Below are 23,187 nucleotides of genomic sequence, written 5' to 3'. Positions count from 1 at the left end.
GTTGGATTAAACAAGGTAAAAAAAATGGATATAAAAGAAACAATACTTGAAACATTGCAGGAACTTGAAGAAAATTCAATAGTTGTGGAAGATAATGCAAATAAAAACAGTTGCGAAGATAAAAAATTTCTTTCACATATTAAAGAAAGACTGCTTATTCTATTTGAAGGGCTTCAATCTCCAAACACCCAAAATCTTGATGTCAAACTTGATGTAACATTAAATTTTCTGGAATATTTATTGGTAAAAATCGATGAAAAACTGAAATAGTGAAAATAGTGAGCAGTAAGTAGTGAGGAGTGAAGATTTATATAAGGATTTAGAATTTTTAAAAAAATTTTTTGCACCTTACACTAAAAGAGTTTACATTGTAGGCGGCGCCGTAAGGGATGAGATTCTGGGCAAAGCTCCAAAAGAATTTGATTTAGAAGTTTATGATATAAAACCTCTTGAATTTGATAAATTAATGCAAAAACTCGGGGCAAAAGGAGTAGGTAAAAGTTTTTTTGTATACAAATGGAAAAATTTCGATATTGCCCTGCCCCGCATGGAAACGAAAACATCACCAGGCCACAGGGGTTTTGAAGTAAATTTAATCCAAAATGAAAAAGAAGCAAGTTCAAGACGCGATTTCACTATGAATGCATTGATGAAAAATATTTTCAGCGGAAAAATTTTGGATTTCTGGGGCGGAATTGAAGATATTAAAAACAAAACAATAAGACACATAAATAATGAAAAATTCAAAGAAGATTCCTTGAGGGTTTTAAGAGCCATGCAGTTTGCCTCAAGATTAAAATTTAAAGTGGCTTTTGAAACTGTAAAACTGTGTCAAGAAATAAAATTAAACGATTTGAGCAAAGAAAGAATATACAGAGAATTTGAAAAAATGTTTAATTCAAAATTTTTATACTACGGATTTTATTATTTTATAATATTAAAAATTGCAAAAAAATTATTTAATTTAGATTTTTCAAAAAAAGAATTTTTCCATTTGGCAAAAATTTATAAATCAAACCCCCTTGAAGGATATTTTTTGTATCATCTTCTTTATTATAAACATTTAAATAATAAATTTATAATAAAACAGCTAAATCCGCCAAATAAATTAAAAAGGGAAATAAAAATCAAAAAGTGTCCAAAAACCGTTACCAACAGGTTTTTATACGCCCTGGCTTTGAAATATCCGCTAAATACATTCAGCATATTAAACTTTAACTGCTGTGAAAAATGGTTGAAAAAAGAAAATTTATGGAATAAAAAATACAAACCAAAAAACATAAACCCGGACAATCCGAGATTTTCAATATTAAACGAAATAAGAAGTTATGATAAAATAATTATAAAAAAAGGTTAAAAATGCAATATACATTATTAATTGACTGTAATGATGAAAAAGGTCTTATTTATAAAATATCAAAAATTTTATATAAAAATGATTTCAATATCGAATCGCAACAGGAATTTGTGGATAAAGAAAACAACAAATTTTTCTTTAGGGCTGTAATAACCGGAAAAATAGACAAAGAAAATTTAAAAGAAGAAATTTTAAAAGAAGTTTCCTGTGCCAATGTCAGAATATATAAAAAAAGAAAAAAAAGAGTTTTCCTACTGGCTACTAAAGAGGCACATGCGTTGGGGGATATTTTAATAAAACAGTATTCAGGGGATTTGGATATAGAAATTATCGGGGTTATCGCAAACAGAAACAATTTAAAAGATTTGGTTGAAAAATTCAATATTCCTTTTTATTATGTACCTGCGGAAAATTTAAACAGAACCGAGCATGAAAATAAAATGCTTGAAATTATTATGCCAACAAATCCGGATTATATAATTTTGGCAAAATTTATGAGAATACTGACTCCAAATTTTGTTGAAAAATTTCCAAACAAAATAATAAACATTCACCATTCGTTTTTACCTGCATTTATAGGTGCAAACCCTTACAAACAGGCTTACGACAGAGGTGTGAAAATTATAGGGGCAACGGCACATTTCGTAAATAACAATCTTGACGACGGTCCGATAATAGAACAGGACGTCATAAGGGTAGACCATGAAATGAGCTGGGAAGAGATGAGAATCCAGGGAAGAGATATTGAAAAAATAGTTCTCTCACGTGCAATAAAAAAAGCTATAGAAGATAGAATTTTTGTTTATGCAAACAAAACAATAATATTATAGTGATTAGTGAGCTTGCCCGGCCGCTTGCAAAGCGGCGGGGTGGTGAGTGGTGAGTAGCCAAGAAGCCAAGTTCCAAGTTAGCAAGAAAGATAAAAAAAGAAGTAGGAAATGAAAAAAAATGTAGAAGAAATTAAAAAACAAATTATAAAAGAGAGGTTAAAAAACATTTTTTCAAAAAAACCAAAAGCTGTAGCAAAAATTTTAAGTTATTTAATCAAAAGGCAAAAAAATGTTTAATGTTGTACTTTTTAATCCTCAAATTCCGCCCAATACGGGAAATATAGGAAGACTTTGTGTAAATGCCGGGGCAAAGCTTCATATAGTAAAACCTATTGGATTTGATATCGGGGAAAAAGCCGTAAAAAGAGCCGGGCTTGATTACTGGTACAAATTAGATTTAACCGTATGGGAAAACACAGATGATTTTTTAAAAAATATTAATATTGACAAATGCCATTTTGCCACTACTAAAACAGATAAACCATATTTTAAGGCAAAATTTAATATGGGAGATTATATCATTTTCGGAAGCGAGACAAAAGGAATTGACGAAAATATATTAAATAAATATAAAAGCAGATGTATTACCATTCCAATGACAAAAGAAGGCAGAAGCTTAAATTTGGCCGTCAGCAGTGGAATTGTACTTTATGAAGCCATAAGGCAAAATTTTATTAATGGAAAATTGAGAATGGAAAATGGAAAATTGACTGGTATCAATGAATAAAACAGACTCTTTTTATATAATAAATAAAAAGGGTTCTTATGACTGAAGAAAAATTTAAAAGTGAGGTCGAAACATTAAAAAAATTTTTTCCTATTTACTGTAATGATAAACATACCGGCCAGTTTATAAAAAAATATAATGTAAATTATAAAAATTTAGAATTAAATTTTGAAATAAATTTATGTGAAGAATGTCATAATTTATTCTCTTATGCAATAGAAAGATTAACTGAATGCCCTCATAATCCAAAGCCGAGATGCAGAAAATGCCCCAATCCCTGCTATGAAAAAGAAAAATACAGACAAATGGCAAAAATGATGAGATATGCAGGAATGAAACTGGGGCTTACAAAAGCTGCTAAAAAATTTAAAAACTTATTTAAAAAGAGTGGTAATTCTTAAGCCAAATCATTGCTTCCCAAAAAAGAGCTTCTTTTTCTTTATCAGAGTTTCTCATTAACAATTCTTTATTTAACAGATAATCAAATAAATTTTTATAATCGTTTTCTTTTAGTTTAATTGCTATATTGACCCGCTTCTTTTCAATATCAAAAGGGAGCTGATAACCCAAAAAGTTTTTCAGGTTTGAAGAGCCTGTTTTTTTTATATAAAGATTGTACTGATAAAGATTGGTGATATAGTTTACAAAAGCCGGTATTATTCTTTTAAAATCTGTGGTTTCCAATATGATTTTCAAATCATCAAAAAAATCAGCTCCGCTCAAAATTTTTACAAACAAATCTTCAAAAGATTCCTCTTTGTATAAAAACACCAAATCAGTTACGTCATTTAAAGATATCTCATTTTTAAATGAGGCTAGTTTTTTTATTTCCTGGGCTAAAAACAGAGGTTCAATACTTTTGGCCAAAAAATTTTTTGCTTCATTTGAAAGAAGAACATTTTCTTTTTTTGATAACAAATTAATATATTCTATAATTTCTTTATAAGAAGGTGAAAAAAACCTTACAAAGTCGTTTTTAGAGAGTTTTATTTTTTTATTTACCGTATAAAAGATAAAACAGTAGTTGTTTTTTGAATAATTTTTAAGCTCTTCTATTTCTTTATTCCATTTATTTGTTTTTACAAATAAAATATTTTTACCGCCGAATAAAGAATTTTCCAATAAATGTGTTTTTGCAGTATTTTTATCAAATTCATCAAAATAGAGTTTTAATATATTTTCATCTTTAAATTTTTCTTCCAACTGTTTTTGATACATATCCAGATAAAATTCGTTACCGTAAAACACAACAAAATTTGGAATCTCTTTTAATAAATCAAACTCTTTTTTATTCATATAAACCTTTTTGTTAAAATTATACAATAACTTAAAAGGAGATTAAATGAAAAAAATTATAGCATTCTCATTAATTTCATCTGTTTTACTTTTGGCAAACGGTTATAAAATACCGGAACAATCCATTGACGGTATGGCTTTAAGTGCTGCAAACGTGGCTGACGCAAACGGGGCTGATGCCAATTATTACAATCCTGCCAATATGGCATTTAATGACAATAAAAATCATTATGAATTTTTAATGAGTTATATTCATTTATACCAGATAGAATTTGACAACAATAACGGAGACGTTTATAAATCAAGAAAAGAAGATTATTTTATTCCTCTGTTTCATTTCAGCTCAAAAGATTATAACAGTTTCAGATGGGGTATTTCAATAACAACCCCGGCCGGACTTTCAAAAAAATGGGATGATACAGTTCCAGAATTAGGAGCAAAAGAATTTACACTGAAAACACTTGAAATTAATCCAAATATTGCCTATAAAATAAATAACAACTTAGCAGTTGCGTTTGGTGTAAGGGCACTCAGAAGTGAAGGGACGACAAATGCTTTTAAAGCCGGATTATATTCCCAGTATTTAAACGGGGATTCTGTGGATTTTGGATGGAACAGTGCCGTTTCTTATCAAAACGACAGCAGAGATATTAAACTTGCACTTACTTACCGTTCCAAAATAGACATGAGCCTAAACGGAGATGCAAGCGGGTATTACAGTAAATATTTATTAACCAAAAATCCGTCCGACGCTTCCACTTTGATAACCTTTAATACCAAGGGAAGGGTAAAAATACCTCTGCCGGCAGCCTTAAATATTGCATTTGCAAAAACTTTTAACAATACAACAGTGGAATTTGTACTTGAGAGAACATTCTGGTCTAAATATAAAAATTTAGACTTTAATTTTGACGATCCGTATGTAGAAGCCATTTTCGGTACGCCAATTCCTAAAAATTGGAAAAATACAAACACTTACAGAATAGGACTTACACATAAATGCAGTGAAAAACTGACGGCAATGCTCGGTTATACTTATGATAAAACTCCGGTACCGGACTCTACATTGGATTTTTCTCTGCCTGACAGTGATAAAAATATTTTTTCAGGAGGCTTTAAATATAAAATGGATGAGAGAATGAGTTTGGGCTTTTCTATGCTTTACGCCAAACAAAAACAAAGAAGTGGAACTGTAAAAAACAATATTCAAACAGTTCAAGGAACATTTAAAAAAGGAGGGGCTTTACTTATGGCTTTTGGATTGGATTACGATTTTTAATCCAATACTTTTCCTTTTATTTTTGCTGTTGCAATATTTGAATCAATTATTTCAATATTGACTTTTTGCAGTAAATTAAATTTCTTTTTATCTTTCAAAAACACCCTTGCCCCAAGCAGTTTATCTTCCAAAATTTTTGCGATAGGAGGAATTTCGGTGTCTTCGATTATTCCTTTGTAAACTTTTCCGATATTAATTTTAGCAACTCTGGCATATTTTCTGTCATAAAAATCCCATTCGACTTTCATTGCCTCTCTTTCCAATTCGCTGATTTTTACGACCAGCGCCTCAATATTTCTTAAAATAAAATCTTTTATTTTTTCCTCTTTTTTCAAAACCGCTTTTAGCAGCCTGTGAAGGGTGAGATCGGAATATCTTCTTATAGGTGATGTAAAATGAGTATATTTATCAAAACCGAGTGCATAATGCCCTACATTCTCAGCATCGTAACGAGCCTGTTTTTGCGATTTTATTATTAATTTATCAATCTCTTTTTTTATGCCCATTTCTTTTGCCTGTTTTTGTATATCTTTTACATTTTTTACAAAATCTTCATTTTCATTTATTTCAATTCCAAGGGATAATAAATTATTATAAAGCTCATCTATTGAAGTACGTGAGGGTTTTTCATGAATTCTAAAAATACCGTAATCAATCATTTTTGCGGCTGCTTTATTTGCAAGAAGCATACAATCTTCTATCAAGGAATGCGAAGGTGTTTCTTTTTCTATTGTAACATCTTCAATCATTCCTTCTTCATCCAAATTCATTTTGATTTCATCACTTTCAAAATCGAGTCCGGTTTTTAATCTCTCACTTCTTATTTTCTGAATTTTATTCCACAAAGGCATCAGCCAGGATAAAATTTTTTTATCTGTTTCATCACTGTTTTCAATATTACCCTCTAAAAATTCATCTACTTTTTCATAAGAATATTTTCTTTTGGAGTTAATAATTCCCTCGAATAATTCTTCTTTAATTACATTATTGTTTTTATCTAAGGTTATTTTAAAAATAAATGCCAGCCTGTCTTCATTCTCTTTAAGGGAACATATATTTTCACTCAGCTCTCTTGGGAGCATCGGAACTGATTTATGGGGAAAATATATGCTAAAACCTCTTTCCTTTGCCTCTTTGTCAATATTTGAGTTTAAATAAACATATTCGCTCACATCTGCAATTGCAACATATAAAGCATTTTCCCCAATATCAAAATAAACAGCGTCATCGTGGTCTTTTGCACTTACCGGGTCTATCGTACAAAAATATTTTTCCGTTAAATCAATCCTTTGCGGATACATACTTTTATCTATAAAATTTCCAAAAGCTTTTGCCTCTAATATAGCGCTTTTTGAAAACTCTTCTTTTTTATTATAAAGAGCCAAAGATATTTTTTCATCCACCCACGCATCATCCAATACCCCCAAAACCTCCTCAATCGTAGAAGTATAATTATTTATTTTAAACACCGCATTTGGAGGAAGTTTTTTTAAGGCTTTCTTAGTAACATTTACACAAATCGGCAGATTGGTTTTAATGTTTTTTATAAGAAGAATTTTTTTAGCATTTTTAATTTCAAAAGTTAAATATCCCACACTGTAAGCAAAAGCTTTTTCAATAATGTAAATTACTTTTGCTTTAGGCCGGCCTTTTTTCTTAAAAAGCCTCTCCGCTATTACCAAATCGCCTTTAGAGGCCGAATTTAAATGATAAGATTCTATTAATAAATCTTTACCCTTTGAAAGGGGAATTAAAAAACCGTAACCTTTTTGTGTGATATCAACCTTGCCAGGTATATATTTGGACTTTAATTTTATTGTTTTTTTGTTTGTCACTATTTTTAAAGTTAGTAAATCATTAACTATATCTCTTTTATCCCTTGGAATATCTTTTCTGTCAATTCCTTTTATAAGTTTGTATATAAATTCCCTCAATCATTTCCTTTTAAAATTAAAGCAATAGCAACATTTAAAGAATCTGTATCTAAATTATATTTGTTGGCGATTTCTATCGCTTTTTTTTCATTTTCTTCATTAAATCCGTTTAAGAGATTTATTAATGTTTTTAAGCTCAGGAGTGATGCACTTTCTTTTTCATAAGTGCCGTTTGGAGCATCAATATTTTTCATAGAAAGGGTTAAATCTTCACTAAATCCCCAATGAGTAAAAATTTTTGCGTTTACTTCCGCTGTTGTCATTCCAACAAATTCTTTTTCTATTTCATTTCTGTTGTCAATAGTTAATTTTGATTTGAATTCATTATCTTTTCCAAGTTTTTTTAATACCAAAGATATAACAACGGCACCCAGGTCTATTAAAAATGAATTAGTAGCCAATATATCCAGATATTTTCTGTTTTTTTTATACCAGTAAAGAACCAGGGCGTTTCTTTTTGTTGAAACATCATGAAATCTATTTTCATCCACTCCGTATGCACTCAAATCAAATTTAAGCGTATTTTTTATTGCAAAAGAAACGGCGAAGCCTTTAACTGTTGCCATACCAAATAACGAAACAGCCTGATCAACACTTTTTATCTGTTTTGTAAATCCGTAAAGCGGAGAATTTGCGGCTTTAAGCAAATTTGCCGTAAGCATAGGGTCTTCTTTTACAACTTTTACCAAATCAGAAATTGAAGAATTTGCGTCATTTGTGATTCTCTGAATTTCCATTATACTTTTTGGCAAAGGCGGAAGTGATTTTATCTCTTTAAAAATATGTTCATTCATCAATACTCCTTAATAATTTTTCAATTTTCTCGTTATCCCCGTAATCATTTAAATATGTTTTTAACACTTCTTTTGCTTTTTGCTTTTGATTCTTCTTTAACAAAATAATAGCAAATATTTTCCAGCTTTCATATTTGGAAGGGCTCAAATTATTTGCTTTCAATGCCCATAATTTAGCCAAATCCAACATATTTTTATTTAAATATAAATTCGAAATCTGTATTGCAATATCATAATCCGGATTTTGATTATAAGATTTAATTAAATCGTTGATATTTACTTTTTCTTCGATTATTAAAGGTTTTTCTTTTATTTTCGCTTTTATTTCATTTTTAAGTTTCTTTTTATCATTTTTTTTCACTTTTGATTCAGTTTGTTTTTGTTTTGTTGTAATATTGTTTTCATTAAGATTTACTTTTGGGACTATAAAAGAGAGGACTTCTTTTTTAGTATTGGTATTATTTGTTTTTAATGTTGTGTTTTTGTCTTTTTTTTCTTTCTTAAGAGTTAGATTCTTTTCATAAAAAAGCGTTTTTTTATTAGTTAAATTTTTTTCTGTTATATTTTTATGACCATGAGTATTGTTTTCTTCTTTTTTTAAAACATTTATATTAAATATTGGCGATTTTTCCGGTTTTTTGTTTCTTTTTAGAAAAAATATAAAAATTAACAAAATAATTAATATAAAGAAAAAAATAAAAAAAATTTTTACATATTTTTTTTTATAATATAATTTTTCAAGTCTTTCATATTTATGCATTAAATGCCTTTTAAATCCATATGCGTTATTTCTATATATTTATTTATATTTTTAAAAATCTCATCATTATATTTATTATAAAAAAATTCCATTACATCAAATAATTTAAACATAAACTGATTAACGCCTCTTAAAGAGCCTTTTGTATATTTATAAATCATTTTATAATGTTTTGTATTGAATTTCTCGGCGAGTGGTATTAAATTTGTTCTTATCAATTTTGTATTAATAAAATATTCTATTTCATCTACATTAATAGGAACAGTTTTAAACAGGTAATTAATTCTCGTTTTAAAATGTTTTTTTTGCAGTAGTTTATTCAAATCTGTATCGTGTGTGGCAAAAACAACTGTTAAATTGCCTTTATCAGCATAAATTCTTAAATTTTCCAATACAGAATCTTCCAATAACTGCGCTTCGTCTATAAACAAAAAATAATGTTCATTTATATCCAACGTTTTAAGGATATTTAAAATAGCATTTATTTCCAAATAAGGATTCGATATATAAAAAAGATTTTTATCATTTTTCAATTCTTCATATATCGATTTTAAGACCATACTTTTACCGCTGCCTGCCTGCCCTGAGAGAAAAATCATCTTCTCTTTCTGATTAACGGCATTCAATAAATCAATTTTTAATTTTTCAATACTTGCCAAAGGAATATAATTATTTACATCAACCACATCTCTGAATAACTCTTTTGCTTCACTTAATTTGGCCAAAACCTAAATCCCTGAGCGTTTTTTTCTTACTAAAGTCAATTATATGAGGGGTTATCACAAATACAAGCTCTTTTCTGTTGGTAATTTTTTCTCTTGAAGAAAACAGATATTTAATTAATGGTATTTCTTTTAAAACAGGTACCCCGTTTACGTTTAATGTATCATCTTTTGTAATTAAACCTCCAAGAACCAATGTATCATTGTCTTTTAATTTTACAATGCTAAGCATTGTGTTGTCTCTTGTGTCCGGAGGCATGTCTCTATTAGGATTAGTCAACTGATTAGGATTTTTAAAAGAGCTGATTCTCGGTGCAATACTGAGAATAATATCTCCGTTGTCATTAATCTGAGGTGTAATATCAAGTACAACACCTACAAATTTTGAATCTATTGTATATTGAATAGATGGAGAGGCATTAGGATTGTTTACTACACTCGAAGCATATTTATAGTTTATTGTATCCCCTACGCTGATAATTGCTTTTTGATTGTTTAGTGTTACTATTTTAGGATTTGAGAGTGAATTTACGTTTCCGTTTTGAGCAAGGAAATTTAATAATCCATCTAAATTAAAAGTTGCAGAATTAAAAATAGATTCTTTTCCAACAAGTTGGCTAGCAAAATGATTCATAGGCACTGCTGCATTATTTAATGATATATTTAGTTTTGACCAATCAATACCAGTTTTATGAGAACGGGAAAGTTCAACAGTATAAATTTTCACATCTATTAAAACCTCTTTTGTAAGTCTGCTCATAAGATTATCAACATATTTGTCAATCTCTTTAATTTGTTTTTTTGTACCTGTTACAGTTATAAGACCGGCGGATTTATCTATTACCGGAGGTTTAAAATCTATAGATGTATTTTTTAAAATTGTTTTTATGTTATCTTCTATTTTATCCCAGAAATCAAAACTGTATGTATTTTTTACCTTGCTGTCTGTTGCGTCCAAATTAGATTCACCTGTTCTTGATGATGTGAGAAAATCCAGTTTGTAAGTTTTTGTTTTATAAAAACTTACTTCCAATATGTCATTGTCCACTGTATAAAACAAATCCCTTTTTGAAAGAAGCAAATCCAGTATTTGCTTTAATGTATAATGTTTTATTTTAACAAAAGGCATTTTCTCTGAAACAATTTTTTTGGCTTCCTCATCATCATACACAATATTTATACCACATTTTTGGGTGGCCAATAAATTTAAAAAATCTTTTATACTCATTCTTTCATTTTGATTAATGCTATTTGAATATGAAAAAAATTTATTATTACATTCATTTGCATTTGCAAAAATACTTAAAGCAATAAACACTATAATTATTAATTTTTTCATTTTTCAATCCTTATTTTTAATGTTTTCTCATTTAATTTTTTTACAAGTTTTTTATTATTACAGTTTAAAATGATTTTATCACTGTAAATATTTTCTACATTACAGTTTTCAACTTTACTGTTTTTTTTCACCCATTTTTTATATTCTTTTATCTTTTCATCACCCATAAATTCTTCTATTTTTATAAATGCACTGTTATTCAGTAAAGAAAGCAAAGTAATATGCACTATTTTTTTAACATTTTTGTTTATTTTTTTATTCATAAATAATAATTTTTTAGGTTTAAAAAACGGTGATTTTACGTCACCTATTTTGGTTAGTTCAAAATTATATGTAACCAATTTATTCGCATATTCCAAATATTCCTGCCTTGAGGCAAACGCTAAAACCGCTATTGTCAATAATAATACCTTTTTCATTTTCCGTATCCATACAATGTATATTTTATCATATATTCACCTTTATCGGTTGCATTTAATTCATTAACCCTTAAAAGTTCTTTTGTATTTTCATATTTGTAAATATAGTAAATCAAATTTTTATATTCGCCTTTTACATTCACTATAATATCCATCTTTTTATTAATATAACTGTGTTTTGTGTCTTTATATAAACTATTTGCAAAATTCATCAGTTTAAGACCTTCATTTTTTGCATCATATACAATATTTCTGACATATTCTGCCCATTTGTATTTATTAAATTCTGCAAAATCCAGCAATGAAATTAAATCATCGAAAAAAGTCTTTTGTTTATGTAAAGAATTTTTGCTTAATTCCAGTTTTTTTATTGTTTTACGCAAATTTGCAATTTGGGTAATATAAACATTTTTTTGTATTTTTAAATGATTTAAAGTCTGGACATTGTTTTGATAGTTTTTTTCCTCTTTTTTCTTAAAAGAAGAAGCCAACGGATAAATAAAATAATAAATTATAAATCCAAGCAGAAATATAGTAATTATATGAATATACAAAACATCTTTTTTTGTTTTGTTTTCAAAAAATTTGTCTAAAAAATTTTTATTTTTCATTCTTTTATCCTAATTTCAGAAATATATTTTTTATTTTTCAAAACAATACCCCCTGTATAAACATTAAATCCGTTGTTTGTCAAATCGTTTATCAAATTGGCGATATTGGAATCTTTATCGGCAAAAACATTAAAAATAAATTCATTTTCTTTATATGATAAATTTTTTATATATACTTTATTTTTATTTATAAACAGTGTTATATCTGTTAATTCCTGAGATTTAGGGATATAGGAGTATTTGAATTTATAAACTTCGTTTATTAATTTTTTATCTTCTTTTATATCATAGCTTAATTTTTTTATTACGGTTTCAATGGATTTCTTTTTATTATCCAATCCGTTTTTTTGTACTATAAGGACAGAAATTTCCTTGTTTAATTTATTAATCTGTAAATTTAACATATTGTTTTTATGATTATAAACCAGACCGTCGATATAGAGATATAACGGGGCGGCTGCAAAAATAACGGTAGCAACGCTTACACTCAATACAAATTGACCGCTAGGTCTGTAAAAAAATGTAGGTTCTCTCAAAAATAAAGAAAAATTATACGTAAAATCATTATATTTATAAGCATAATGTGTTTCAAGCATTCCCAAAAATAAAAGGGGATCAATTGGCAGTCTGTCAAGATTGTAATTTTCATAAAATTCAAAATCGAATGTATCTATATTGATATATTTTGAAAAATATGTGTTTAAACCTTCGACATTACCATATTTGGTAGTAATAAAAAGTCTGTCAATATTATCTATATTATATATATCTATCAGTTTTTTTATCTGATCCTCAATTATGCCTGCAAATATATTAAATTCTTTAATAAGCTCATTGTAAACCACAAATTCTTTTGAATTATATTTACTCTGGTCTACCCCTTTTTGTTTTAAAAGTTTTTGAAAAACAACAATATCAAAATTTGCAATATTTAATTTTGATATTTTTTCATATATTTTATCCAGTCCGCCGGAAATTGTAACAATTTTTACAATTTTACCTTCCGAATAGAATGTAATAAATATTTTGTCATCAAGAATTACGACAAACATATCATTTGCCAATGTAAGAATTTTTTCCTCATATAAAGATTTATAGGAAAACGCAGGAAAAGAAATATAATCTATATAACCTACTTTATTTAAAATTTGTTCAAAATGATTTTCTATAAAAGTCTGGGAAACAATTACCGTTTCAACCATTACTCTTTTTTCATCTTTTAACAAATCTACAATTTTATATTTAATTACATATTTTTCTGTTTCGTCAATACCTGTTTCTTCATATACTTTGGTTTCAATAAATTTGTCAAGTTCTATTTTTTCCAAAATATTTTTATCAATTTCAAAATTATAAAATATGGCATTTTCAATCGGAATATATGTATTTAATAAAGGGGTGGATTTTAAGCTGTCTCTATATATTCTTAATAATTTTTTATCTGCATATAAAATATAAGCTTCTTCGCCTTTTATACCGATAATTTTATCAACATCATAATTGTATTTTTTTAAAAACTTAACATTAGATGTAAAATTTTTTATTTTTTCTTTTAATTTCATGTTTCTACCTCATATCCAAGTTCTTCAAGCATTTTTTTATTTTTACTCCATCCTCTCACAACTTTTACAAAAAGCTCTAAATAAATCTTTTTAGAGCTGAATTCTTCTAAAAGATTTCGGGCGTAAATTCCGATTTCTTTTATCTTTTTCCCTCTTTTCCCAATAACCATTCCTTTTTGGGATTCTCTTTCAACAATAATTGTAGCATAAATTTTATCAAAATTTTCATATTCGTCTAATTTTTCTATTAAAATATCTGTTTCATAAGGAATTTCATCACCCAATTTTTCAAAAAGTGCTTCTCTTATCAGTTCTTTATATATATCCCTGATATTTTCTGTTGAAATAATTTCCGGGTCGTAATAATAAGGATGTTCCGGTAAATATTCAACAATATCGTCTAATAATTCCTCTCTTCCATTTCCAAGAGCGGCACTTACAGGGATAATTTTAAGAGCTTTTGAAATTTTTTCATAATCTTTTATTTTTTTTGCAATATCTTCTTTTGAAACTAAATCTGTTTTTGTAAGCACCAAAATATGCGGTATATTTTTTTTATTTAAGTCCAAAAACCATTCATAACCTTTTATATCGTCTCTGATGTCGGCTAAAAAAAGTATTAAATCACTGTCGCTTAAAGCTTTAAGCGCTTCATTTAACATAAATTTATTAAGGAGTTTTTCTTTTTCATGAAGTCCGGGTGTATCAAGAAGAATTATCTGATTGTCTTTATACATGACAATTGCATTTACTCTTTTTCTCGAAGCATTCGCCTTAGGGGAAACCAAAGCTATTTTTTCCCCTAAAAGCCAATTAAGCAATGTTGATTTTCCGGCATTCGGTTTTCCTATAATACCTACGAAGCCACTTTTTGGCATAAAATTCCTTATAAAATATATTTTGTTATTTCTTCATTTTCTACTATATCGTCCAATTTACTTTTAACATAAGCTTCATCTACAATAAATTCCCTTCCATTGTATTCATCGGCGCTGAAATTAATCTCTTCTAAGACTTTTTCAACTACGGTATGTAGCCTTCTGGCACCTATGTCTTCCGTTTTTTCATTTGCCAAAAAGGCATATTTTGCAATTTCTCTTAAAGCACTTTCAGTAAATTTAAGAGTAACACCTTCAACTTCAAGAAGCTTTTCATACTGTTTAATTAATGAATGTTTAGGCTTCGTCAGAATCTGATATAAAGCTTCTTCATCAAGACTTTGAAGTTCAACCCTCAGAGGAAATCTTCCCTGAAGTTCCGGAATCAAATCGCTCGGTTTACTTACATGAAAAGCCCCGGCCGCAATAAATAAAATATGGTCTGTTTTAACATATCCGTATTTTGTATTTACGGTTGAACCTTCTACTATCGGAAGCAAATCCCTCTGGACACCTTCTTTGCTGGGGTCCTGCCTCTGGTTTCCGGTGGCTGCAATTTTATCAATTTCATCTATAAAGATAATTCCGTTTTCCGCTCTTTTTAGAGCTTCTTTTTTAAGTTCTTCTTTACTTATTACTTTTTCGGCAGCCTCTTTTTTTAAAAGCTCTTTTGCCTCTTTAACCGTTACTTCCTTTTTTTCTTTATTCTTATTAAAAATTCCTATAATTTTTACAATGCTTTCCTGTGCCTTAACCATCTCCGGAGGCAGATTGTCATCCCCGTCAATACCTTCTTCAACCTCGATAGTTATTTTTAAATGATCGACATCACCGTTTTTTACTTTCTGTTTCATTTTTTCAAATGTGTTTTGATATTCCATCTGTTTGGATTCGGGCGCATTTTTGGGAAGTGGGGGCAAAAGTTTTTTTGTAATTTCTTCAATTATATTTTCTTCTATCAGTTCCTTGGAAGCCTCCTGCATTTCTTCTCTTACCAAATTAAAAGAATTATTAACCAAATCCCTGATCATACTCTCGACATCACGTCCTACAAATCCGACTTCTGTATATTTGCTCGCTTCCACTTTTACAAACGGGAGTTTCATCATCTTTGCCATTCTTCTCGCTATTTCTGTTTTACCGACGCCTGTCGGTCCTATCATCATTATGTTTTTAGGCATAATATCGTCTTGCCATTCTTTTGTAAGCTGTATTCGTCTGTATCTGTTTCTAAGAGCGATTGCTATTGTTTTTTTGGCGTCTTTTTGTCCTACAATATATTCGTCAAGGTATTTTACTGTCTCTTTTGGTGTCAAATTCATTTTTGCCCTTCTATTTTTAATATTTTAATATTATGGTTTGTATAAATACATATGTCCGCCGCAATACTCAGAGATTCTTTTACAAGCTCTTCAGGGGACAATTTTGAGTGTTTTGTCAGAGCCCTTGCAGCAGAGAGGGCGTAATTGCCCCCGCTTCCTATAGCTGCGAGTTCCCCGTCTTCAGGCTCAACCACGTCTCCGTTTCCGCTTAAAATAAAAATATGTTCGGGGTTAAGCACTATCATCATGGCTTCAAGACGCCTTAGGTATTTATCTTTTCTCCAGGCTTTTCCAAAATCTATTACCGATTTTACCAAATCACCTTTTCTGTTTTGAAGGTTGTTTTCAAACATATCGAATAAAATAAAAGCGTCAGCCGTACTTCCGGCAAAACCTGCCAGAATTTTACCGTTGTAAAGCGTTCTTATTTTTGTTGCGTTTCCTTTTAATACCGTATGTCCAAATGTAACCTGTCCGTCTCCGCCTATTACGGCCACACCGTTTTTTTTGTACCCGAGTATTGTTGTAGCTTTTAAGTTTATTTCCATTATTCGCCTTCAACAATAAGTTTTAAATTGGCATTTATACCGTGTCCCAATTTTATTTTAACATTAAATTCCCCCACGCTTTTAATCTGTTTGGCTTCTATATCTTTTTTATCCACATCTATTCCTTTTTCTTTTAAAACTTCAGAAATTTCTTTATTTGTTATAGCCCCGTAAAGCTGCCCGTTAGCCCCTAATTTATGTTTAATAACAACAGGTGTGTTTTCTATTTTTTTCTTTAATTCTCTTAATTTTTCAAGCTCCGTTTTTAAAGCTTCTTCTTTTATTTTCTGCTCTTCTTCCCACTCTTTTATAACTTCCGGGGTTGCAAGTTTTGCAAAACCTTTTGGAATTAAAAAATTTCTTGCATATCCGTCTTTCGCATTTTTAATTTCTCCTGCTTTTCCAAGTCCTCTTACATCTTTGATTAATAACACTTTCATTAAAAAACCTTTTTTTTTATTTGCATTTTACTAAATTTTAGTTAAAATAGCAAAAATAAAATTAACAAAGGTTTAATTATGAAACCTACCCCTATTGATGAAGAAGTCACATTCGAAGATGTTGGAGTATTTGGAAGACCTATAATAAGTAAAACAGATTTAAAAGGTATAATTACATATGCAAATACTGCTTTTTGTAAACTCTCAGGTTATTCAAAACAGGAATTGATAGGTCAGCCCCACAACATTATAAGACATCCTGATATGCCAAAAACCGTTTTTAAACAGATGTGGGATGCGCTGGAGAGAAATGAAAAATTCAGGGGATTTGTTAAAAATTTGAGAAAAGACGGCAAATATTACTGGGTGGAAGCTTTCATTGAACCGGTATTTGATGAAAACGGTATAAAAACGGGTTATATTGCCGCAAGAAGACCTGTTTCAAAAGAAGATAAAGAAAAATATGAAAAAATTTATAAAGAAATGAAAGAAAAGGAAAAATAATGCTAATTGTCTATGAAAACGGAAAAATAATTGCTCTTGGCAAAAATTTGTTAAACACATTAAATATAGCTTTGGAAGAAATGTCACAGGTTATAACGCAGCTGGAACTTGAAATGGCCGTTTTAAATAAAAATTCAATACAGATAAAAAACAATATTTTCAAAATTACAAAAGAAAATCTGATAACATTAAAAAATTTGGATATATTTCATCTGAAAAAAATAGAAGAATTTTCCTATAATGAAGAAAAAGAACTTTCCCATGCGACAATGGATAACGAATTAAACGAATTGAAAGTGCTTCCAAAAGAAGAAATAATGGAGGCTTTACAAACGCCGGAAGTAAACATTATCGAAGAAGAAGAGGAAGAAAAACCGATTGAACTTAATTTTGAAGACAACATAAGCGAATGCGAAAAAATATTTGCAAAAAAAGAAAACATTAAAGAAATAATTGAAAAAGAATTAAATACCGCTATGGAAGATTTGGGCATAGACCAAAACATGACCGATGAACTGTTTAACGATTTGCTAAAACAGTTTAAAGAAAAAAAAGACGCCTTATATAAAGCCATTGAAAAACATGATTATAAAGAAATACACGAAATAGCCCATTTTTTAAAAGGGGCCTCTTTAAATCTACGACTTTCAAATCTTGCCTTAATTTTTAAAACTATCGATGAAGAAGCTAAAAAAGAAACAGATATCAGCATTATTAAAAATCTGGCAGATAAATTTTATGATTTTATTTCACCCTTGACAAACAAGAAAAATACAGAAAAAGAAAATAAAAAATCAGAAAATAAAAATATTGAAATAGACCCGAAAATTAAAAATATAGTCTTAAACACCATAAGAGTTTATCTGGAAACACAGGACGAACAAAAATTTCAAAAAGATAAAAAATTTATCGAAAAACTGCTAAATACAAAAATTGATTCATTAAATGATTTGCAGTATATATTAAAGGAAAATAAATGAAAAAAATCATATTATTGATTTTAATTACTTTTGTCTTTTCTCAAAATTTATATTTTATTGCATTTAAAGATATTCAAAAAGCAAAACATCTGCTAAATTCAGACCCGCAAAAAGCAAATACGTTATTTATTGAAGCAGGCAGCTATTTAAAACAGATAATTAATTCATCCATAAATTCTAACAAACCTTCTTCGCAGGCGCTGAATTTACTCGGTGAATTATATTTAAACGGCTGGGGTGTTGAGAAAGACATAAAAAAAGCAAGACTTTTATTATGTGCGGCAAAAAATTTAGGCAATTTCAGAGCACAAATGTTAATTAAAAAAAACAGTTTAAAATGTCCCGCAAAAATCAATCTTAAGGAGTTAAAACAATGAAACTATCATTATCAAAACTACTGGCAATTGCAATATGGCTGCCGTCTTTAATTTTAATAGGTTGGAGCGGCTATAACCTCTATAATCAATTTCAAACATATAAATCAAACACATTAAACATTAAATATCTGCAACTGGGTAATAAACTTGAAAATTTACTTGTTTATCTTGGTCAGGAAAGAGGTATCAGCTCAATTTATGCTGTATCAAAGGGAAATTATCCCGAATCAAAAAAACTTTTAATGCAAAAAAGAAAACTTTTTGATACGGCAATATATGATTTGAAGAAATTTTTAAATAAAAATCCCGAATTTTACAGTGACAGCAAAAATATTTTGAATTTATTAAACAATTTACCAAACATAAGAAAAAAAATAGATTCGTTTTCAACTGATTATATTCACACATATTTTTTTACATATTATACAAATCTTGAAAATCAGATATTGAACACTGAAGCTAAAATATTTCAACATTTCCCTCAAACGGTAAAACTGAATTTTGCTTTAAAACTCGAACTTGACAAAATGATTGCATATTCAGGTATTACAAGAGGTTTCGGTTCATATTATATTACAGCGGACAAGCCTATGAGTGACAAGGATTATGAAAACATTTTAATGAAATATTATCATGATTCAAATATATTAATTACCAATTTGAGCAAAAATCCAAAGGCAAAAGAATTTTTTAAAGATAAACAGTTTAAAAGAATAGAAAAAGCCATTAAAGATACTATTTTTTACATTCAGCAAACAAATATGGGTTATTATTTAAATAATGACTTTGAAGGTTATCCTATTGACGCAATTGACTATTTCAATATTTTCACAAAAAGAATTTCTTATTTTAAAAACAGCGTAAATATGATAAACGGTGATATTAATAAACAAATTGACAATCTGATTTCAAATTCTATAAAAAAAAGGAATATTGCAATAGTGATTTTTATTATTGCCATATTGATTTTAATTTTAGGTTTTTATATCGATAAAACTATAAGGTCACATATTAAAGCATTATCAAACACATTAAACAAATTGGCACCTATTACAGGTGAAAATGTTCAAATAGATATCAATACCCCTAAAGGTATGAATGAAGCTTTGAAAATTACAGAAGAAGCCATCGCCATTACACAAGAAGCCGTTAAAAAATCCGAAGAAGCTTCAAAAGCAAAATCTTTATTCCTTGCAAATATGTCTCATGAGATCAGAACACCTCTTAACGGTATTTTGGGATTTTTGGAACTTCTTAAAACAACAGAACTCACACCCGAACAACAGGATTATATAAACACTATCGCTCAAAGTGCCGAAAACCTATTGCAAATAGTAAATAACATTCTGGATGTTTCAAAAATCGAAAGTAATAAATTAACATTAGAAGAAATAGATTTTAAAATAGAAGATGAAATAGAAAATACATTGGAAGTATTTACGACCCCTTGCGCACAAAAAGAAATCGAATACGTGTCATATATTTCGCCTGACATTCCTTCTGTTGTAAGAGGAGACGTATTAAAAATAAAAGAAATTTTAACCAACTTAATAAACAACGCCATTAAATTTACACATAAAAACGGAACTATAGAAGTAAATGTCAGACTCCAGGAAATCAGGGAAAACAGGGCAAATATTTATTTTGAAGTAAAAGACACCGGTATAGGAATGAGCGAAGAGCAGAAAAACAAAATATTTGAAGCATTTGCCCAGGCTGACGAAAGCGTAACAAGAAAATACGGAGGAACAGGACTCGGTCTTACCATCGTTAAATCCTATATTGAAATGATGGGAGGAGAAATAAAGGTTGAGAGTGAAATAAACAGAGGAAGTAAATTTTATTTTGATTTATGGTTTAATATTGCCGATGCAACACCTAAATACAGAAAAAATATATTCTCAAATTTAACATTTGCTATTCTTAACACTTTTAAAGACACAAAAAGAAAAGATTTAAGCCTTGAATATTTAAACTTCTTCGGAATTAATAAAATCGGCTTCAATGATGTCAATGAACTGAACAAATTGTCAAAAAACGAAATTATTGACGCTGTAACAATCTTTTATGAAGAAAGTGAAAAAGATAAAATTAAAGAATTGGAACATGTAAATTATCCCGTAATTTTAATTTCTTCCCTGGCTTATAAAAAAGAAATAGACAATCTTGATTTTAAACAGTTTAATATTTATGACCCGAACGTTCCTTCAAAATTCTATAATGCAGCATTGTTTACAAAAGAAAAAATACAAAGAGAAGTAAAAAAAGCTGAAATTGAAAAACCTATTTATGAACTTCATGCATTAATTGCAGAAGATAATCCGATTAATATGAAATTATTGGAAACTACTTTAAAAGGGCTTGGCGTAAAAACAGATTTAGCCCATAACGGATTGGAAGCGTTTAATAAATATTCTTCAAATTCTGATAAATACGACGTTATATTTATGGATGCACAAATGCCTGTAATGGACGGTATTGAGGCGACTCAGGAAATACTTGAATTTGAAGAAGAAGAAGAAATACCTCATACTCCTGTTATTGCCGTTACGGCCAATGTATTAAAAGGAGACAGGGAAAGATTTTTAGGCGCCGGTATGGATGATTATATTTCAAAACCGATAAAAAAAGAAGAACTCTTAAGAGTGATTGAAAATGTCTCCAAAAACAAATATTCAAAAACTTTTGAAAAAGAAGAAAATTTACAAAATTATAAAGGTTTGGAAACAGAAAAAACAAATGAAAAAAATATTGAGGAAAATCCACAAAACATTCAAAAAGAAGAAAATATTATAATTGCTTCGGATACAGATTTACTTGCCCAGTATTTAAAAAGCATAATTCCTGAAGCTAAAATTGCAAAAAGTATTAAAGAATTGTCAAATTTACTTAATTCAAATGCTAAAAATATTGTATTGATAGAAAACGGGTTCAATAATTCTGATATTAAAAAATTAATATCAACCTTAAAAAACAACAATACAAAAATCATTGCTTTAAGCGATACAGATATAGAAGCAGACGTAATAATAAAAGATTTGTTACCTGAAAATATTCTAAATTCTATTAAAAAGGTTAAATAATGGCAAAAAAAATTCTTATAGTGGATGATGACGCCACAAACAGAAAATTATTGGAAGCTATATTAAAAAAAGGAGATTATGAAATTATCGAAGCAGAAAACGGGATAGATGCATTAAATAAATTAACCCCGGACATAGATATCATCCTTTTAGATTTGGTAATGCCGTTAATGGGAGGATTGGATTTTTTGGAAATTCTTCCTTCCAAAAAACCGGAATACATGAACATACCGGTTATTGTTTTAACTACAGACGATTCAAAAAGAGTTGAAGCATTAAACAAAGGTGCAAAGGAAGTAATAATAAAGCCTATCAATCCGTCTATTCTTTTAGATAAAATCGCCTCTTATTTATAAATTTTCAATTCGTTATATAAACTATCCCTCTCTACGGGGATATATCCGCTGTCTTTTATAAGATGCACAAGTTCGTCAAGTTTCAAACCGTTTGCCGAATTAGCGCCGGCCGCTGAATTAATTGATTCTTTTTCAATCGTTCCGTCAATATCGTTTGCCCCGTAATTTTGCGCCACAAGAGACAAATTAAGCGTCGTAGTGACCCAATACGCTTTAATATTAGGAACATTTTCAAGTAAAATTCTGCTTATTGCCATAGTTTTTAAAATTTCCACCCCGCTTAAAAATTTTTTTACATTTAAATAATTGTTTTTTCGCTGATAAACAAGAGGTATAAATGCGTTAAAACCGCCTGTTTTTTCCTGTAAATCCCTTATTCTTAATATATGATCAATCCTGTGGGCTCTGTTTTCAATATGTCCGAACAGCATGGTTGCATTTGATTTTTTCCCGCGTTTATGCCAAAGTTCATGAATTTTAAGCCAGTTTTCACTGCTCACTTTGTCTTTGCAGATTTTAGCCCTAATTTTTTCATCAAATATTTCAGCCCCGCCCCCGGGCATGGAATCAACGCCGGCTTCAATCATATCATCAAGCACTTTTTCATAACTTTTTCCACTTAGTCCGCTAAAAAAATTAACCTCAGCGGCCGTAAACGCTTTTATATGAATATCTGGAAGTTCCCCTCTTATGGCTTTTACTATATTCATATAATACTCATACCCCACATACGGATTATGCGCCGATACTATATGAACCTCTTTTGCCCCTTTGGCATAAGCGTTTTTAGCAATTTCAACACATTCTTCAATACTTAACGTATAGGGATTGGGATTTTTTCTATGGGCGGAAAAAGCACAGAATTTACAGACATCTTTACAAATATTGCTCGGATTTATATGCCTGTTGATATTAAAATATGTTTTTTTGCCAAATTTTTTTTCCCTTATTGTATTAGCCGTTTCCCCTAAGGTAAAAAGGTCCATATCATATAATTTAGCCGCTTCTTTTAAAGACAATTTTTCACGATTTTTCAATTTTTTCAAAATCAACACCAATCCTTTTTATT

At 29.1% G+C, this 23,187-nt stretch carries 26 protein-coding genes; 12 read left to right on the top strand and 14 right to left on the bottom strand.

Annotated features, from left to right (window positions below; translation table 11 throughout):
- The first annotated feature begins 24 nt into the window (after positions 1–24).
- The 6 genes from DZ68_RS0106965 (at position 25) to DZ68_RS0106940 (ending at position 3,315) form a co-directional block, all read left to right on the top strand.
- A complete protein-coding gene (locus DZ68_RS0106965) occupies positions 25–270 on the top strand; it encodes a hypothetical protein (RefSeq protein ID WP_024787902.1) in 246 nt (81 codons plus the stop codon).
- Between the two features lie 22 nt (positions 271–292).
- On the top strand, positions 293–1,357 hold the full coding sequence (locus DZ68_RS0106960) for a CCA tRNA nucleotidyltransferase (protein WP_024790036.1): 1,065 nt from the start codon (positions 293–295) through the stop codon (positions 1,355–1,357).
- A gap of 2 nt (positions 1,358–1,359) precedes the next feature.
- Positions 1,360–2,187: a formyltetrahydrofolate deformylase gene (purU, locus tag DZ68_RS0106955; RefSeq protein WP_024790930.1), complete on the top strand. Its 828-nt coding sequence runs from the start codon at positions 1,360–1,362 to the stop codon at positions 2,185–2,187.
- A 108-nt stretch (positions 2,188–2,295) separates the two neighbouring features.
- Positions 2,296–2,424, top strand: a complete 129-nt coding sequence (locus DZ68_RS0106950) for a hypothetical protein (protein ID WP_024787900.1) — start codon at positions 2,296–2,298, stop codon at positions 2,422–2,424.
- Positions 2,417–2,914 (top strand): tRNA (cytidine(34)-2'-O)-methyltransferase, encoded by a 498-nt coding sequence (locus DZ68_RS0106945; protein WP_024787899.1) that lies wholly within the window; start codon positions 2,417–2,419, stop codon positions 2,912–2,914. The genes DZ68_RS0106950 and DZ68_RS0106945 overlap by 8 nt, the downstream gene beginning before the upstream one ends.
- Before the next feature lie 38 nt (positions 2,915–2,952).
- Positions 2,953–3,315 (top strand): nitrous oxide-stimulated promoter family protein, encoded by a 363-nt coding sequence (locus tag DZ68_RS0106940; protein ID WP_024787898.1) that lies wholly within the window; start codon positions 2,953–2,955, stop codon positions 3,313–3,315.
- Here DZ68_RS0106940 and DZ68_RS0106935 read toward each other — a convergent pair.
- The gene (locus DZ68_RS0106935; RefSeq protein ID WP_024787897.1) at positions 3,293–4,210 is read right to left on the bottom strand and encodes a DNA polymerase III subunit delta; all 918 of its coding nucleotides are present in this window, start codon (positions 4,208–4,210) and stop codon (positions 3,293–3,295) included. The genes DZ68_RS0106940 and DZ68_RS0106935 overlap by 23 nt on opposite strands.
- 46 nt (positions 4,211–4,256) lie before the next feature.
- Here DZ68_RS0106935 and DZ68_RS0106930 point away from each other — a divergent pair, with 46 nt between their 5' ends.
- On the top strand, positions 4,257–5,489 hold the full coding sequence (locus DZ68_RS0106930; protein WP_024787896.1) for an OmpP1/FadL family transporter: 1,233 nt from the start codon (positions 4,257–4,259) through the stop codon (positions 5,487–5,489).
- Here DZ68_RS0106930 and DZ68_RS0106925 read toward each other — a convergent pair.
- The 12 genes from DZ68_RS0106925 to rplI are packed head-to-tail and all read right to left on the bottom strand — an operon-like array spanning position 5,486 to position 16,818.
- Positions 5,486–7,423 carry a ribonuclease R family protein gene (locus tag DZ68_RS0106925; RefSeq protein WP_024790929.1) on the bottom strand — a complete coding sequence of 646 codons (1,938 nt, stop codon included), beginning with the start codon at positions 7,421–7,423 and terminating at the stop codon, positions 5,486–5,488. The two genes, DZ68_RS0106930 and DZ68_RS0106925, sit on opposite strands and share 4 nt — an antisense overlap.
- Complete coding sequence (locus DZ68_RS0106920) at positions 7,420–8,217, bottom strand: HDOD domain-containing protein (RefSeq protein WP_024787895.1); 798 nt, start codon at positions 8,215–8,217, stop codon at positions 7,420–7,422. The genes DZ68_RS0106925 and DZ68_RS0106920 overlap by 4 nt, the downstream gene beginning before the upstream one ends.
- Positions 8,210–8,977, bottom strand: coding sequence for a hypothetical protein (locus DZ68_RS0106915; RefSeq protein ID WP_024790928.1), 768 nt, complete (start codon positions 8,975–8,977; stop codon positions 8,210–8,212). The genes DZ68_RS0106920 and DZ68_RS0106915 overlap by 8 nt, the downstream gene beginning before the upstream one ends.
- A complete protein-coding gene (locus DZ68_RS0106910; protein WP_024787893.1) occupies positions 8,977–9,702 on the bottom strand; it encodes an AAA family ATPase in 726 nt (241 codons plus the stop codon). The genes DZ68_RS0106915 and DZ68_RS0106910 overlap by 1 nt, the downstream gene beginning before the upstream one ends.
- Positions 9,686–11,038 carry a type II secretion system protein GspD gene (locus tag DZ68_RS0106905; protein WP_024787892.1) on the bottom strand — a complete coding sequence of 451 codons (1,353 nt, stop codon included), beginning with the start codon at positions 11,036–11,038 and terminating at the stop codon, positions 9,686–9,688. Before DZ68_RS0106905 ends, DZ68_RS0106910 begins: the two co-directional genes overlap by 17 nt.
- Positions 11,035–11,457: a hypothetical protein gene (locus DZ68_RS0106900; RefSeq protein ID WP_156919581.1), complete on the bottom strand. Its 423-nt coding sequence runs from the start codon at positions 11,455–11,457 to the stop codon at positions 11,035–11,037. The genes DZ68_RS0106905 and DZ68_RS0106900 overlap by 4 nt, the downstream gene beginning before the upstream one ends.
- The gene (locus tag DZ68_RS0106895; protein ID WP_024787890.1) at positions 11,454–12,068 is read right to left on the bottom strand and encodes a hypothetical protein; all 615 of its coding nucleotides are present in this window, start codon (positions 12,066–12,068) and stop codon (positions 11,454–11,456) included. Before DZ68_RS0106895 ends, DZ68_RS0106900 begins: the two co-directional genes overlap by 4 nt.
- Positions 12,065–13,630: a hypothetical protein gene (locus DZ68_RS0106890; RefSeq protein ID WP_024787889.1), complete on the bottom strand. Its 1,566-nt coding sequence runs from the start codon at positions 13,628–13,630 to the stop codon at positions 12,065–12,067. Before DZ68_RS0106890 ends, DZ68_RS0106895 begins: the two co-directional genes overlap by 4 nt.
- Positions 13,627–14,508, bottom strand: coding sequence for a GTPase Era (era, locus tag DZ68_RS0106885; RefSeq protein ID WP_024787888.1), 882 nt, complete (start codon positions 14,506–14,508; stop codon positions 13,627–13,629). Before era ends, DZ68_RS0106890 begins: the two co-directional genes overlap by 4 nt.
- Positions 14,509–14,516: 8 nt before the next feature.
- Positions 14,517–15,830 (bottom strand): HslU--HslV peptidase ATPase subunit, encoded by a 1,314-nt coding sequence (gene hslU / locus DZ68_RS0106880; RefSeq protein WP_024790926.1) that lies wholly within the window; start codon positions 15,828–15,830, stop codon positions 14,517–14,519.
- The gene (gene hslV, locus DZ68_RS0106875; RefSeq protein WP_024787886.1) at positions 15,827–16,378 is read right to left on the bottom strand and encodes an ATP-dependent protease subunit HslV; all 552 of its coding nucleotides are present in this window, start codon (positions 16,376–16,378) and stop codon (positions 15,827–15,829) included. Before hslV ends, hslU begins: the two co-directional genes overlap by 4 nt.
- Entirely contained in the window at positions 16,378–16,818 is a 441-nt protein-coding gene (gene rplI, locus DZ68_RS0106870) for a 50S ribosomal protein L9 (RefSeq protein ID WP_024787885.1), read from the bottom strand. Before rplI ends, hslV begins: the two co-directional genes overlap by 1 nt.
- A gap of 78 nt (positions 16,819–16,896) precedes the next feature.
- Here rplI and DZ68_RS0106865 point away from each other — a divergent pair, with 78 nt between their 5' ends.
- Genes DZ68_RS0106865 through DZ68_RS0106845 form a run of 5 tightly spaced genes read left to right on the top strand, consistent with a single transcriptional unit; the run spans position 16,897 to position 22,118 of the window.
- Positions 16,897–17,322 (top strand): PAS domain-containing protein, encoded by a 426-nt coding sequence (locus tag DZ68_RS0106865; protein WP_024787884.1) that lies wholly within the window; start codon positions 16,897–16,899, stop codon positions 17,320–17,322.
- Complete coding sequence (locus DZ68_RS0106860) at positions 17,322–18,302, top strand: Hpt domain-containing protein (protein ID WP_024787883.1); 981 nt, start codon at positions 17,322–17,324, stop codon at positions 18,300–18,302. The genes DZ68_RS0106865 and DZ68_RS0106860 overlap by 1 nt, the downstream gene beginning before the upstream one ends.
- The gene (locus tag DZ68_RS0106855) at positions 18,299–18,679 is read left to right on the top strand and encodes an SEL1-like repeat protein (RefSeq protein ID WP_024787882.1); all 381 of its coding nucleotides are present in this window, start codon (positions 18,299–18,301) and stop codon (positions 18,677–18,679) included. Before DZ68_RS0106860 ends, DZ68_RS0106855 begins: the two co-directional genes overlap by 4 nt.
- Complete coding sequence (locus DZ68_RS0106850; RefSeq protein ID WP_024787881.1) at positions 18,676–21,762, top strand: ATP-binding protein; 3,087 nt, start codon at positions 18,676–18,678, stop codon at positions 21,760–21,762. The genes DZ68_RS0106855 and DZ68_RS0106850 overlap by 4 nt, the downstream gene beginning before the upstream one ends.
- The gene (locus tag DZ68_RS0106845) at positions 21,762–22,118 is read left to right on the top strand and encodes a response regulator (RefSeq protein WP_024787880.1); all 357 of its coding nucleotides are present in this window, start codon (positions 21,762–21,764) and stop codon (positions 22,116–22,118) included. Before DZ68_RS0106850 ends, DZ68_RS0106845 begins: the two co-directional genes overlap by 1 nt.
- Here the strand turns inward: DZ68_RS0106845 and mqnE are convergent.
- The gene (gene mqnE / locus DZ68_RS0106840) at positions 22,109–23,173 is read right to left on the bottom strand and encodes an aminofutalosine synthase MqnE (protein WP_024787879.1); all 1,065 of its coding nucleotides are present in this window, start codon (positions 23,171–23,173) and stop codon (positions 22,109–22,111) included. The genes DZ68_RS0106845 and mqnE overlap by 10 nt on opposite strands.
- Positions 23,174–23,187 lie beyond the last annotated feature (14 nt).

The sequence above is a fragment of the Lebetimonas sp. JS085 genome, from assembly GCF_000523295.1.
Taxonomy (GTDB): domain Bacteria; phylum Campylobacterota; class Campylobacteria; order Campylobacterales; family Nautiliaceae; genus Lebetimonas.
The sequence above is the reverse complement of the archived record's forward strand: the minus strand, read 5'-3'. Positions and strand labels throughout refer to the sequence as shown.